General features: G+C 66.4%; 7 protein-coding genes and 2 pseudogenes. 6 read left to right on the top strand and 3 right to left on the bottom strand.

The annotated features are described in order from the left end of the window. Positions 1 to 127 precede the first annotated feature (127 nt). Positions 128 to 346 (top strand): annotated as a pseudogene (locus tag J2X45_RS05885) (hypothetical protein); the annotation flags it as partial. Continuing rightward, positions 332 to 439 (top strand): annotated as a pseudogene (locus J2X45_RS05880) (hypothetical protein); the annotation flags it as partial. The pseudogenes J2X45_RS05885 and J2X45_RS05880, both read left to right, overlap by 15 nt. 5 nt (positions 440 to 444) lie before the next feature. Here J2X45_RS05880 and J2X45_RS05875 read toward each other — a convergent pair. Both J2X45_RS05875 and J2X45_RS05870 read right to left on the bottom strand, forming a co-directional pair. Continuing rightward, positions 445 to 1,959: a tryptophan 7-halogenase gene (locus J2X45_RS05875; RefSeq protein WP_310212464.1), complete on the bottom strand. Its 1,515-nt coding sequence runs from the start codon at positions 1,957 to 1,959 to the stop codon at positions 445 to 447. A 104-nt stretch (positions 1,960 to 2,063) separates the two neighbouring features. Beyond that, entirely contained in the window at positions 2,064 to 4,829 is a 2,766-nt protein-coding gene (locus J2X45_RS05870; protein ID WP_310212461.1) for a TonB-dependent receptor, read from the bottom strand. 309 nt (positions 4,830 to 5,138) lie between these two features. On the opposite strand from J2X45_RS05870, the gene J2X45_RS05865 reads away from it, so the two are divergent. Together J2X45_RS05865 and J2X45_RS05860 are read left to right on the top strand one after the other, a co-directional pair. Continuing rightward, positions 5,139 to 6,953 carry an alpha-amylase family glycosyl hydrolase gene (locus J2X45_RS05865; protein WP_310212458.1) on the top strand — a complete coding sequence of 605 codons (1,815 nt, stop codon included), beginning with the start codon at positions 5,139 to 5,141 and terminating at the stop codon, positions 6,951 to 6,953. Next, a complete protein-coding gene (locus tag J2X45_RS05860; protein ID WP_310212455.1) occupies positions 6,929 to 8,572 on the top strand; it encodes an alpha-amylase family glycosyl hydrolase in 1,644 nt (547 codons plus the stop codon). Before J2X45_RS05865 ends, J2X45_RS05860 begins: the two co-directional genes overlap by 25 nt. On the opposite strand, the gene J2X45_RS05855 is transcribed toward J2X45_RS05860, so the two are convergent. Continuing rightward, a complete protein-coding gene (locus J2X45_RS05855; RefSeq protein ID WP_310212452.1) occupies positions 8,569 to 9,630 on the bottom strand; it encodes a LacI family DNA-binding transcriptional regulator in 1,062 nt (353 codons plus the stop codon). The genes J2X45_RS05860 and J2X45_RS05855 overlap by 4 nt on opposite strands. Before the next feature lie 271 nt (positions 9,631 to 9,901). On the opposite strand from J2X45_RS05855, the gene J2X45_RS05850 reads away from it, so the two are divergent. Beyond that, entirely contained in the window at positions 9,902 to 11,398 is a 1,497-nt protein-coding gene (locus J2X45_RS05850; protein ID WP_310212448.1) for an MFS transporter, read from the top strand. 97 nt (positions 11,399 to 11,495) lie between these two features. Continuing rightward, on the top strand, positions 11,496 to 13,811 hold the full coding sequence (locus J2X45_RS05845) for a glucan 1,4-alpha-glucosidase (RefSeq protein ID WP_310212444.1): 2,316 nt from the start codon (positions 11,496 to 11,498) through the stop codon (positions 13,809 to 13,811). Positions 13,812 to 13,814: the final 3 nt, after the last annotated feature.

Here is a 13,814-nt window from a genome sequence, read left to right as displayed (position 1 = left end):
CTCTCCGCCGCCAACCGGGCACATTTCTTAACGGCGGGGTTGTTCCGGAGCGCTGTCGCGGTCGCGACGCGTGGATCGGGACACCCCTGAGCCGTCACCCCAAGATCCCGGGCTAGAGGAGGCCTCGATGGACATCGATCCCGATCGCCTGCGCGCGATCCTGGGCGCTGTGGGCGGCGTGGCCGTCTATGGCTGCGTGCAGATCGGCGCGCTGGGCGTCATCGAGCGCGGCCTTCTGGTGCGGCTGGCCTGCGCGGCGGCCTCGGCCATGATCCTGGCCGGGTTTCTGGTGCGGGTGGCGCTGCCGCTCATTCCCTGGCCGCCGCTGCGCGAGGCCTATCTGTTCGGCTTCGTCGTCGGCGCGTTCAGCTGGGAGCTCTTACCCCTCGTGTTCCGCGCCGTGCGCCGGCGGGCGCGTGAGCGTCTGGAGCGTCCCTGAGGCGCTCAGCGGCCTGCGGTTCGGCTGGCGCAGTTTTTGGCGATGAAGTCGCCATGACGGGGCAGGCCCTCGACCGCCCGGCCCATGATCTGGCGCAGATTGGCCAGATACTCGTCGAGCTGGGCGTCGGTGACGACACCGGTGAGCGGATGGAAGGCCTCGGGGACCACGCCCTGGCCGATCAGCACCTGGATCCAGCTGGCCTCCTTGAAGAGGTCGTCGTCCTGGCTGAACAGGCGGCCGGACTGGGAGAATAGAGCGATGCGGGCCTTGAGGCTGTCGGGCATCTCCATCCGGCGCACGGCTTGCCAGAACGGCGTGTCCTCGCGCGTCGTGGCCTTGTAGTGCAGCACCAGGAAGTCGCGGATGTACTCGTACTCCAGCGCCGTCTGGCGATTGTACTCGGCGATCTCGACCGGGTTGAAGCCGCGATCGGGGAAGAGCGCCAGAAGCCGGCTGAGGGCGGACTGGACCAGGTGGATGCTGGTCGACTCCAGCGGCTCCATGAAGCCGCTGGCCAGGCCCAGGGCCACCACGTTGCGGTTCCAGAACTGCTTGCGCCGGCCCGTCGTGAACCGCAGCCGCCTCGGCTCAGCCAGCGGGGCTCCGTCCAGATTGGCCATCAGCACGTCGGTCGCCTGGGCCGCGTCGATATAGTCGCTGCAGAACACGTGGCCGTTGCCGGTGCGGTGTTGCAGGGGGATGCGCCACTGCCAGCCGGCCTCGCGTGCCGTGGCGCGGGTATAGGGCGTCAGGGGCGTCACCGAGGCGCAGGGGACGGCGATGGCGCTGTCCATCGGCAGCCAGGCGCGCCAGTCCTCATAGCCGCTTTTCAGGGTCTCCTCGATCAGCAGGCCTCGGAAGCCCGAGCAGTCGATGAAGAACTCGCCGCCGACCTTGCGGCCGTCCTGCAGGGTGAGGCCCGTGACGAAGCCGCTTTCAGCGTCCTGGTCGACGCTGACAATGCGCCCTTCGACGCGGGTGACGCCCTGGGCCTCGCTGTAGCGGCGCAGGTACTGGGCGTAGAGCGCGGCGTCGAAGTGGAAGGCGTAGGCCAGACCCTCCAGATAGCCGCCGCCGACCTGGGTGATGCGGTCGAAGCGCCCGGCCTTGGCCGCTCGGGCGTTGAGGGAATAGTCCCACAGGCTTTCGTCATGCCCGGCCTGGCGGCGACGCAGCCAGTAGTGATGGAAGGGCGCCATGCCCAGGGGGCGGCCGATGGGGCCGAAGGCGTGCAGGTAGGATTGGCCGACCGTGTGCCAGTCGACGAACTCGATCCCCAGCTTGATCGTGCCGTGAGTGGCCGCGAGGAAGTCGTTCTCGTCCAGACCCAGCAGGCCGTTCAGCAACCGGATGGCGGGGATAGTGGCCTCGCCGACCCCGACGATGCCGATCTCGTCGGACTCGACGACGGTGATGGCCACGGACGGACCCAGCGTGCGCGAGAGCAGGGCGGCGCTGATCCAGCCGGCGGTTCCCCCGCCCACGATGGTCACGGCCTTGATCGGCTCCTGCGCCATGGTCGTCCCGCCCGCGTCCGCCTCTCTGATCGGAGGCTCTCATAAAAAAGACCCCGCCGGAATGATCCGGCGGGGCTCCAAGACTGCAGGAGGAGGCTTGGGGATTAGAAGCGGTACGACACGCCGACCATGTAGGTCGCGCCATACTTCTGGTAGTCGATGGTCTGGCGCGGATCGTCGTTTTCGTAGGTCTTGAAGGGCTCGTTGGTGATGTTGTTGGCCTGCAGCAGCAGGGACAAACCGTTCAGCGGGCCGTCGCGGAACTCGTAGCCGACCTGGGCGTCGACAACCGACTCCTTGTCGACGGTCCGGAAGACGCGCGCGGCGCTCAGGCCGGCGACTTCACCGAGGAACTTGCCGCGATAGCGGTTGCTGATCCGGGCGTTGAAGCCGTTCTTTTCATAGTAGAACGTCGTGTTGACGACCGTCTTGGACAGGCCCGGGATGGTGATCGGGTTCGTGCCCTTTTCCAGCGTCACCTTGCTGTCGGTGAACGAGCCGCTGATGATCAGGCCGAAGGACTTCAGCGGCTCCCACAGCAGGTCGCCCTGCAGCGAGGCCGACAGTTCCAGGCCCCGGATGTAGCCGCCGTCGCCGTTGTCGGGACCCGAGACCAGACCGATCTTGGTGCCCAGCTGCGCCTGCTGCGCGGTGCTCAGCAGGAACAGATAGTCCGAGAAGTCCTTGTAGGACGAGGAGTTGGAGTTGACGAAGTTCGACAGCTCCTTGTGGTACACGGCGGCCGACAGATAGGCCGAGCGACCGAAGTACTTCTCCACCGCCACGTCGACGCCGTCGGCGATGTACGGGCGCAGGTTCGGGTTGCCGCCGTTGGCGCTGAAGTACGAGTTGTTCGGATCCGTCGAGGTCAGGCGCGAGGTGTTCTGGTTGAACGACTGGCTGGCGCGCAGTTCGTCCATCCGGGCCCGGGCCAGGGTGCGGGCCGCGCCCACGCGGATGTACAGCTCGTTGCCCGCGTCGAACGTCAGGTTCAGGCTCGGCAGGGCGTAGGTGTACTTGGCGCCGTCGTCGGTGACCGTCGGGCTGGCCGGCGCGGACGGGTTGACCGCGACGCCCTTCGAGAACTGGTCAGTGCGAACCACCTGCAGGCCGAAGTTGCCGGTCACCGGGATCGAGCCGACCTGGGAGTCGACGCCGAACTTGGCGTAGGCCACCTGCACGTCTTCACGGACCGACCAGTTGCGGGTCTGCACGGCCGGGTTCGCGTCGGCGATCAGGGTGTAGAAGCCGTTCTTCAGCAGGTAGGTCGGGTCATACGCCAGCATGGCCTTGATACCGATCAGGTCCAGCTTCGCGACGCCGATGATGGCTTCCTGCGGGATGGCGCGGCTGGTCGGGGCGCCGTCCGCGATGCGGCCGCCGAACGTCAGGAAGCTCTCGTGAACTTCCTTGTCCTTCTCACGACGGCTGGCGTTCACGCCGAACTCGACCGACTTGACGGGACCCCACTCCAGGTCGCGCTTGGCGGTGAACCGGGCGGCCGTCAGTTCGTCGGTGATCGACGGGGTGTTGTAGAAGCCAGCCTGGGTCAGAGCGCCGCCGGAGGCGCCGCCGCCCCAACCTTGCGGGTCGGTCAGTTTGAACAGGTTGCGGTCGGTGTAGTCGAGGGTCGAGGCGAACATCGTGCCCGCGCCCGGCGTGGTCGTGAAGCCCAGGGTGTCGGTCGCGCCGACGCCGTTCGGGCCGGTGCCCGAGTAGGATTCGAAGATCACGTCGGTGCGGTCGGCCGAGGAGTAGCTCAGGTCCGCCGTCAGCGACCAACCATTGTCGGTCAGGTAGTTCAGGTTCCAGCCGGCCGACTTCAGGGTGGTGTCACGCGTGTTCAGGTCGTTGCGCATCACGCCCTTGACGCCCGAGAACGTGCCGTTGGTGATCAGGCCGGCGCTGGTGGTGCGCGTCGGCTGCAGCGTCGCGGACGACCATTGCAGCGGCAGCTCGATGCCCCGCAGGATCTGCTCTTCCTGGAATTCCGAGTAGTAGACGTCCAGCGAGGTCGTCACCTTGTCGTTCGGCTTGTACTCGAGGACGCCGATGGCGCCGAAACGCTCGAGGTTGTTCGACTGGACGTACGGCTTGGCGCCGCCGATCACGCGATCATTGGCCGCGTTGATGGTCGGATAGCCCCAGGCGTTGAAGCGCTTGCTCTGGGTCGGCGTCGAAATGTCCGAAACAGCCAGGGCCAGACCAACCGTGTCGTTCGCGAACTGGTTGACGTAGGTGGCGCTGAAGCGGTGACCCGTATCCTTGGCGTCCGGGTTCAGCTTCTTCTCGCTGTTCATTTCATAGCGCGCGTTAGCCGAGAGGATGCGCTTGCCGTAGGTCAGCGGGCGGATCGTCCGCAGGTCGGCGGTGCCCGACAGGCCCTGACCGATCAGGCCGGCGTCCGGGGTCTTGTAGACCACCACGCCCGAGAGGATTTCCGACGGATACTGGTCGAACTCGACGCCGCGGTTGTCGCCGGTCGAAACCTGTTCGCGGCCGTTCAGCAGGGTCGAGGTGAAGTCCGGGCCAAGGCCGCGGATCGAGATGACCTGCGCGCGACCGTCCAGGCGCTGCGCGGTCAGGCCCGGCAGGCGGGCCAGAGATTCGGCGATCGAGGTGTCCGGCAGCTTGCCGATGTCTTCGGCCGAAATGGCTTCGACGATCGAGGTCGATTGCTTCTTCAGCGCGATCGAGTTTTCGAGGCCGGCCCGAATGCCGGTGATGACGACTTCCTCGACCTTGGTGTCATCCGCAGCGGTCGTGGTGGTCTGGGCCTGAGCCGAACCGGCGACGGCGAAGGCGAGCGCCAGGCCCGTGGCCCCGCCGGCCATCAGCCAGGCGCGACGGCGCGAAAATTGGGTGTTCATGCGAGTTCCCTCCCTGTCCGGCTCTGCGCTGTTGAAATCATGCGGCGGGCCGTTGCTGCAAACTACTGCAAATTAACGGACCGTAATCAACACAAAAATCTGCAAACGATGCCCTCCTGGCGCGACTGTGGGTCTCGAAATGGGCAATGTGTGGCTTCTTTGCGCCACATTGAGCCCTTGCTGGGGGCTTCTGAGTGCGCAAATCCCCTCAAGTTGACGGATTGACAGGTTGCTAATCGGACTGCAAATTCTTGCAAAGAATTGCAATGCGGTCCGCAACTCGGGACGCGCATTGAGGGGAGGGGAGCGATGTCAGCCTTGACGCCCTGGCGGCGGACGCTGCTGGCCATGACGGCCTTGAGCGCGCTCGGCATGGGCGCGATGGCGACAGCCTCCTGGGCTGCTCCTGGCCCCTATCTCCAGCGCAAGCCGCAAGACGAGGTGATCTACTTCGTCCTGCCCGATCGGTTCGAGAATGGCGACGCGACGAATGATCACGGTGGCCCCATCTTGGGGGCGCTGGTCGACGGTTTTGATCCCAAGCGCGCCGGCTTCTATCACGGCGGCGACATCAAGGGCGTGACGCGCCGTCTCGACTACATTCAAGGCCTGGGGGCGACGGCCGTGTGGCTGGCGCCGATCTTCGTGAACCGGGCCGTGCAGGGGCCGACGGGGCAGGAATCTGCCGCCCATCACGGCTACTGGATCACCGACTTCACGGACGTCGATCCGCATCTCGGAACCAAGGCCGACTTCAAGGCCCTGGTCGACGCGGCCCATGCGCGCGGCATGAAGGTCTATATGGACATCGTCGTGAACCACACGGCCGACGTCATTCAGTACAAGGAATGCCCGGACAACCGCTGCGCCTATCGTGGTGTCGCCGACTATCCCTATGTCCGCCGCGGCGGGGTCGACGGGGCGCCGATCAATGACGGCTTCGACGGCAAGGACTTCAGCAAGCTCAAGCGCGCGGACTGGGCCTACACACCCTTCGTGCCGACCGGTCAGGAGCGCGCCAAGTCGCCGGCCTGGCTGAACGACCCGATCTACTATCACAACCGCGGGGACAGCACGTTTGCGGGCGAGAGCTCGTTGTTGGGTGATTTCGCCACGCTCGACGACGTGTTCACCGCCAATCCTCGCGTGGTTGAAGGCTTCATCGAAGTCTACGGCCGCTGGATCGACGACTTCGGGATCGACGGCTATCGTATCGACACCGCTCGCCACGTGAACCCGGAGTTCTGGCAGGCCTTCGTCCCGGCCATGCTGGCCCGCGCCAAGGCCAGGGGGATCGAGAATTTCCACATCTTCGGCGAGGTCTTCGACCCCGACGTCGCCGCCCTGGCGCGACACGTGAAGGTCGACAAGCTGCCGGCGGTCCTGGACTTCGCCTTCCAGGCGGCGGTCACCGATGTCGTCACCGGCCGCGCCGGACCTGACCGGCTGGCCACGGTCTTCGCCGGCGACGCGGTCTATGAAGGCGGTGAGACCACGGCGCGCCAGCTACCGACCTTCCTGGGCAATCACGACATGGGCCGCATCGGTCACTTCGTGCTGAAAGCCCGTCCGCAGATCAGCGACGATCAGCTGCTGGCCCGGGTCACCCTGGCCAACGCCATCATGCTGACCGCGCGCGGCGTGCCGACGATCTATTATGGCGACGAGCAGGGCTTCACCGGCGATGGCGACTACGCCGACAGCCGCGAAGATATGTTTCCCAGCCAGGTGGCCAGCTATAACGACAACCGCCTCATCGGCTCGAACGCCCAGGGGGCGAGGTCGGCCTTCCAGACGGACAGCGTCCTCTATCGCCGTATCGCGGCGCTCGCGAAGCTGCGGACGGCGACGCCCGCCCTGCGCGAGGGGCGGCAGATGACCCGCGTGGCCGACGGCAAGTCGGGCCTGCTGGCGTTTTCCCGGCTGATGGCGGGAACCGAGGTGCTGGCCGTCTTCAATACCAGCGACAAGCCGATCAAGGCGCACGTGCCGGTCGAGATGGGGTCTGTGGCTTGGAAGAGCCTGCACGGAACCTGTGTCTCGAGCGCCGCCGCGCCGGGCAGCTACGGCGTCGAGCTGGCGCCGTTCGATTACATGATTTGCGTTTCCGAGGGACGATCGTGACAGTGCAGCTACTTGAGCGCCCCGATGTGGAGACGTCGATGAACGCCGACTGGTGGCGCGGCGCCGTCATCTATCAGGTCTATCCGCGCAGCTTCGCCGACTCGAACGGCGACGGCGTCGGCGACCTGCCCGGGATCACCGCCCACCTCGACCACATCGCCTCGCTGGGCGTCGAGGGTGTCTGGCTGTCGCCGTTCTTCAAGTCGCCCATGAAGGACTTTGGCTACGACGTCTCGGATTACTGCGATGTCGATCCGATCTTCGGGACCCTGGCCGATTTCGACGCGCTGATCGCGCGCGCCCATGCGCTGGGCCTGAAGATCATCATCGATCTGGTCTTCTCGCACACCTCGGACGAGCACCCCTGGTTCACGCAAAGCCGCCAGGACCGGACCAACGCCAAGGCCGACTGGTTCGTTTGGGCCGACGCCAAGCCCGACGGCAGCCCGCCCAGCAACTGGCAGTCGGTGTTCGGCGGCCCGGCGTGGACCTGGGACGCCCGCCGCGGTCAGTACTACATGCACAACTTCCTCAGCAGCCAGCCGCAGCTGAACCTGCACAATCCGGCGGTGCAGCAAGCCCTGCTGGCCGTCACCCAGTTCTGGATCGACAAGGGCGTGGACGGCTTCCGCTTCGACGCCATCAACTTCTCGATGCACGATCCGAAGCTGACCGATAACCCGCCCCTGCCGCCGGGCGGCAAGCGCACGCGGCCGTTTGATTTCCAGGACAAGATCCACAACCAGAGCCACGCCGACATTCCGAAGTTCCTGAGCCGCCTCCGCGCGCTGACCGACGCGGCGGGCGGCCGGTTCTCGGTGGCGGAAGTCGGCGGCGACCACGCCGATCGCGAGATGAAGCTATTCACCGCCGGCGACGACCGTCTGAACAGCGCCTACGGCTTCCTCTACCTCTACGCCGACAAACTGACGCGCGAGATGGTCCCGCAGGGCGCGGCCATGTGGCCGGGCGAGGCGGGTGAGGGCTGGCCGTCCTGGACGTTCTCGAACCACGATGCGCCGCGCGCCGTGTCGCGCTGGGCGGAGGGGCGCAACCGCAAGGCCTTCGCCGAGATGTGCCTTCTGCTCCTGATGGGCCTGCGGGGTAATGTCTTCGTCTACCAGGGCGAAGAGCTGGGCCTGCCTCAGGCCAATGTGCCGTTCGAGCGGCTGCAGGACCCCGAAGCCATCGCCAACTGGCCCCAGACCCTAGGCCGCGACGGCGCTCGCACGCCGATGCCGTGGGTGGCCGGCGCGCTCAACGCCGGCTTCTCAGGCGTCGAGCCCTGGTTGCCGGTCGATCCGGAACATCTGCCGTTGGCGGTCGATGCGCAGGAAGCTGATCCGGCCTCGACCTTGAACGTCGCCCGCCGCCTGATCGGCCTGCGCCGCACTTATCCGGCCCTGCGGACTGGCGAGATCAGCTTCGTCGACACCAACAGCCCGCTGCTGATCTTCCAGCGCGGGGAGGGGGCGGGCGCTGTGCTGCTGGCCTTCAACCTGGGGCACGAGCCGGTGGCGTGGTCGCTGCCCGACGGCTGGACCCCGGTCGACGGCGTGAACCTGGGCGGTGAGGGCCAGATGCCTGTGTGTGCGGGTCTGATCGCGCGGCGGGGCTAGCCCCCGCAGCTCTCGCGGATGATCAGATCCGTCGGCACGCGCTCGGAGCGGCTGGCGCGTTCGCCGCTGTCGAGCAGCTTGGAGACCATCAGCTTGCCGGCCTTGGTCGTGTCCTGGGCGATGGTCGACAGGGCCGGGCTGGCGTAGCGGCTGAAGGGAACGTTGTCGAAGCCCATCACCGAGACGTCGCCCGGGACCGACAGGCCGGCGTGCTTCAGCGCGCGGATCGCGCCCAGGGCGATCAGGTCCGACGCCGCGACGACGCCGTCGAACGCGACGCCGTTGTGGATCAGGCTGTCGACCGCGGCCTCGGCTGACTCGACCTCGAAGTGGGCCGGCACGATCAGGTCGGGATCAACGCCCAGCTTGGCGTGCTCCAGGGCGTCAAGATAGCCGCGATGGCGCTGCATGGCTTCGGGCGCCTCGGTGTCGCCCAGAAAGACAATCCTCTTGCGGCCCAGGCGCTGCAGATGCAGCGTCGCGCGACGGCCGCCCATGACGTTGTCCGAGCCGACCGAGCAGTAGTTCTGGTCCGGCAGTTGCGCGCCCCAGACCACGAAGCGGTTCTCGGTCTCGGCCAGGCGATTGAAGGCGGCGTGCAGCGAGCTCTGGCCCAGGAAGATCACGCCCTCGGCGCGGCTGGTGGTCATGGCCTCGGAGAGGTCGTCGAAGTTGGTCGGCGCGATGTGGGACAGGATCACGTCGCAGCCGCGCTCGCGGGCGGCCTCACCGACGCCGGCCAGGAGTTCAAGAAAGAAGGGGTCGGACATGCTGCTTCCCCGGCCTTGGGGGCGCGGGGTGACGATGGCGATGGTCGCCTCGGCGCCGATCGGGCCGGCGGGCATGTAGCGGCGGAAGGGATAGTCCATCTCGCGCGCCAGCTTCCAGATCAGCTGCTTGGTGCGCTTGTTGACCGCTGGGCTGTCATTGAGGGCGCGCGAGGCCGTCGAGATCGAAACGCCCGCCAGCTTGGCCAGGTCTTCCAGTCGCGTCGCGCCCTTGCTCACCCCGAACTCGCCCCTGATGCAAAGATTTCTGCAAATATTTTCAAAGCTCATAAGACGCGCTTCGGCGATGTTTGCAAGCGCGCCTCGTCGACCCTGCGTCGAAATTCGACATTGAAAACTACTGCAAAGAGTCGCGAACTTCTGGCCACGTTACGGGTGGTGTGACGCCTCGCGAGAATTTTAAGGGATCAAAAATACTCAATCAGTCATGCATTTGGCGTTGCGTGTGGTGACGGTGCGTGCGCAAATGTCGCCTGCAAAGCGCAATGAAAAATTTTGCGAACCAGCCGGGCCAACCGGCGGTCGGGGTGGCGGAGGATCGATGGCCAGGCAAAGGCTCAGTTTCCTGCAGATCTGGAACATGTGCTTTGGCTTCTTCGGAATCCAGATCGGTTTCGGCCTGCAGAACGCCAACACCAGCCGCATCTTCCAGTCTCTCGGGGTGGATGTGAACCATCTGGCGATCCTGTGGATCGCCGCGCCGGCCACGGGGCTGCTGGTTCAGCCCATCATCGGTCACTTCAGCGACAAGACCTGGGGGCGCTTCGGGCGTCGCCGACCCTACTTCTTCTGGGGCGCGATCCTGACCACCCTGGCGCTGCTGGTCATGCCCAATTCGCCCACGCTGTGGGTGGCGGCGGCGGCGCTCTGGATCATGGACGCCTCGATCAACATCACCATGGAGCCGTTCCGCGCCTTTGTCGGCGACAACCTGCCCGACGAGCAGCGCGCCACCGGCTATGCGATGCAGAGCTTTTTCATCGGGCTGGGCGCCGTGTTCGCCTCGGCCTTGCCCTGGATGCTGACCAACTGGTTCGACCTGGCCAACACCGCGCCCGCCGGTCAGGTGCCGGACTCGGTGCGGATCGCCTTCTACACCGGCGGCGCGGGTCTGTTGCTGGCGGTGTTGTGGACGGTGTTCACCACCCGCGAATACAGCCCTGAACAGCTTTCCGCCTTCGAGACCGCCGAGCGCGAGGCCGCCGGGCTTGGGGCGCCGGTCGATGCGGAGCCGTCGGGCAAGGCCTATGTCTCGCTGGGCGTTGGCGGCCTCGTGCTTGGCGCTGTCCTGGCCTTGATCGTCTGGCGCGTAGGCCTGGAAAAAGAGCTCTACGTCCTGGTCGCTCTGCTGTTCGGTTTCGGCGTCGCCGGCTTAGCGGGGGCGGGGTTGAAGCGTGTCGGCCGCACCGACAACGGTTTCTCAGAAGTGCTGGCCGACGCGTTCCGCATGCCCAAGACCATGCGTCGACTGGCGGTGGTGCAGTTCTTCTCGTGGTTTGGCCTCTTCGCCATGTGGATCTACACGACGCCCGCCGTGGCCACCGTCCACTTCCAGGCGGCCGACACCGCGTCCAAGGCCTACAACGACGGCGCGGACTGGGTCGGCGTCCTGTTCGCGGTCTATAACGGCGTGGCGGCCCTGGCGGCCCTGCTCATTCCCCTGATGGTGAAGGTCACCAACCGGCGCATCAGTCACGCCATCTGCCTTTGCCTTGGCGCGCTGGGCCTGATGTCCTTCCTGGTCATCCGCGATCCCAAGGTGCTCCTGGTCGGCATGGTGGGCGTTGGTTTCGCCTGGAGCTCGATCCTGTCGGCCCCGTACTCGATCCTCGCGGGAGCCCTGCCGGCGCGGAAGATGGGCGTCTACATGGGCATCTTCAACTTCTTCATCGTCATCCCGCAGCTGCTGGCGGCGACCTTGCTGGGCCTGCTGCTCAAGACCTTCTTCGAAGGGCAGGCGATCTATGCGCTGGCGCTGGGCGCGGCCGGCTTCGTGGTGGCAGCCCTGGCCACGTTCGCGGTCGAGGATCGGACGTGATCGCGCACAACCAACCTTCCTGGCGAGCTCGCCTCGCCCTTCCCCTGCAGTTTCTGCTCGCGCCCCCCGCGGGCCCTGTTTGAAGAGGCCGTACCCCATGACGACCCTGAGAGCTCTCGCCCTGGCTTCGGCCGCGACCCTGATCGCCGCGGCCGCCAACGCCGCGCCGACGACCTGGGCCTATTCCGCCAAGACCGGCGTCGGCGCGTCGTACGAGGCCTATGTCGATGGCGCCTACAAGGCCGGCGGCAAGACCGGGGCGGTGTCCAAGGTCTGGTTCTCGATCGCCGACGGCGTGCTGACCGAGACGATGTACGGCCTGATCCACGAGGCGCAGATCAAGCAGATGCGCGTGGCCGTCGAGACCGCGACCGGCGTCGCTGTCGAGGGCGCCGACACGACCTCGAAGACCGAATATCTGCACGTCGACGCCGCCGGACGGCCATTGTCGCCGGCCTACAAGATCACCACCACCGACCGGCAAGGCCGCTTCGTGATCGAGAAGCGCATCTTCACCGATCCGGATCGCAACGCCTTGTTCGTGCGCGTGACGGTGACAGCTCTGAAGGGTACGGTCACGCCGACCCTGCTGCTGGAGCCGCACATGGCCAACACCGGTGGCGGCGACATCGGCGCGGCCTCGACCTCGGCGCTGACGGCGAGCGAGGGCAAGGCGTTCCTCAGCCTCAAGGCCAGCAAGCCCTTCGCCAAGGCCTCGGCCAGCGTCCTCAAGGACGGGGACGCCCTGGCCGCGCTGAAGGCGACCACGACCTCGGCCAAGGGCGCGATCGTTTTGGCCGGACAGTTGCCCAAGGTCGCCAAGTCCGAGACCTTTGACGTGGTGATCGGCTTTGGCGGCGACGCGAAGGCCGCCGACCAGATCGCCGCCGCCACGCTGAAGACCGGCTACGCCGAGGTCCTGGCGCGCTACAATGGCGAGGGCGCACATGTGGGCTGGGAGGACTATCTGGCCTCGCTGAGCGAGCTGCCGCGTCTGCGCGAAGCCTCCGAGGACGGCGGCAAGCTGCTGCAGGCCAGCGCCCTGATGCTGAAGGTTCAGGAAGACCGCACCTACGCCGGCGCGCTGATCGCCTCGCTGTCCAATCCCTGGGGCGACACGGTCGATGCGACCAAGTCCTCGACCGGCTACAAGGCCGTCTGGCCGCGTGACTTCTATCAGTGCGCCATGGCTCTGGCGGCCCTGGGCGACAAGGAGACGCCGCTAGCGGCCTTCCACTATCTGCCCACGGTCCAGGTCGGGCCCAAGACGCCGGGCAACAAGGGCGACGGCGGTTGGTTCCTTCAGAAGTCGCATGTCGACGGAACGCCCGAGTGGGTTGGCGTCCAGCTCGACCAGACGGCCATGCCGATCATGCTGGGCTGGAAGCTCTGGAAGCTGGGATGGCTGCCAGACGCTGAGCTGACTGCGTTCTACGGCAAGATGCTGAAGCCGGCGGCGGACTTCCTGGTGAAGGGCGGCAAGGTCAATCTGGACTGGAACACCGCGACCATCACCCCGCCGTTCACCCAGCAGGAACGCTGGGAAGAGCAGGGCGGTCACTCGCCCTCGACGACTGCCGCCGTGATCGCGGGCCTGGTGGTCGCCGGCGACATCGCTGACGCCGCCGGCGATAGGGGCTCGGCTGAGCTCTATCGCCAGACCGCCGACGACTACGCCGGCAAGCTCGAGGCTCGGATGGTCACCACGAAGGGGACCTTCGGCGATGGCTACTACTATCTGCGCCTGAACAGCGACCAGGATCCGAACAACAAGAGCCCGGTCGAGGAGCGCAACGGCCAGGCTCCCGTGGCCGAGGACAAGATGCTGGACGCCGGGTTCCTGGAGCTGGTGCGCTACGGTGTTCGCCGCGCCGATGATCCGGCGATCCTGGCCAGCCTGCCTGAGCTGGACGACGAGGCGCTCGAGGACCTCTACCGCGTTCGCTACAGCTTCACGTTCCCCGGCGTGGAGGGAAGCTTCCCCGGCTGGCGCCGCTACGGCGTCGACGGCTACGGCGAGGACACCAAGACCGGCGCCAACTATGGCGCCGACAACCAGATGCGTCCTGGTCAGCGCGGGCGCGTGTGGCCGATCTTCACGGGGGAGCGCGGCCACTACGAGCTCGCGCGGGCGGGCCTCTCGGGCAAGCCCGACCCCGCCGCCGTCACGAAGATCCGCAAGACCTATGTCAAGGCGATGGAGCTGTTCGCCAATGACGGCCTGATGATCCCCGAACAGGTCTGGGACGGCGTTGGGGCGGAAAGCCCGCACGCCTACGCCCGAGGCGAAGGCACCGATTCGGCGACGCCGCTCGCCTGGAGCCACGCGGAGTACATCAAGCTGCTGCGATCCGTCAGCGACGGGCAGGTGTGGGACAACTACGCGCCGGTAAGAGCGCGATACGGCCGTTAGGGC

The organism is Caulobacter sp. BE264 (genome assembly GCF_031457805.1).
GTDB lineage: Bacteria > Pseudomonadota > Alphaproteobacteria > Caulobacterales > Caulobacteraceae > Caulobacter.
The sequence above is the reverse complement of the archived record's forward strand: the minus strand, read 5'-3'. Positions and strand labels throughout refer to the sequence as shown.

Bases quoted from the DNA above. Each gene is read 5' to 3' on its own strand.
- J2X45_RS05875 (WP_310212464.1), bottom strand. From the start codon at position 1,959: ATGGCGCAGGAGCCGATCAAGGCCGTGACCATCGTGGGCGGGGGAACC.
- J2X45_RS05865 (WP_310212458.1), top strand. From the start codon at position 5,139: ATGTCAGCCTTGACGCCCTGGCGGCGGACGCTGCTGGCCATGACGGCC.
- J2X45_RS05845 (WP_310212444.1), top strand. From the start codon at position 11,496: ATGACGACCCTGAGAGCTCTCGCCCTGGCTTCGGCCGCGACCCTGATC.
- J2X45_RS05850 (WP_310212448.1), top strand. From the start codon at position 9,902: ATGGCCAGGCAAAGGCTCAGTTTCCTGCAGATCTGGAACATGTGCTTT.
- J2X45_RS05855 (WP_310212452.1), bottom strand. From the start codon at position 9,630: ATGAGCTTTGAAAATATTTGCAGAAATCTTTGCATCAGGGGCGAGTTC.
- J2X45_RS05870 (WP_310212461.1), bottom strand. From the start codon at position 4,829: ATGAACACCCAATTTTCGCGCCGTCGCGCCTGGCTGATGGCCGGCGGG.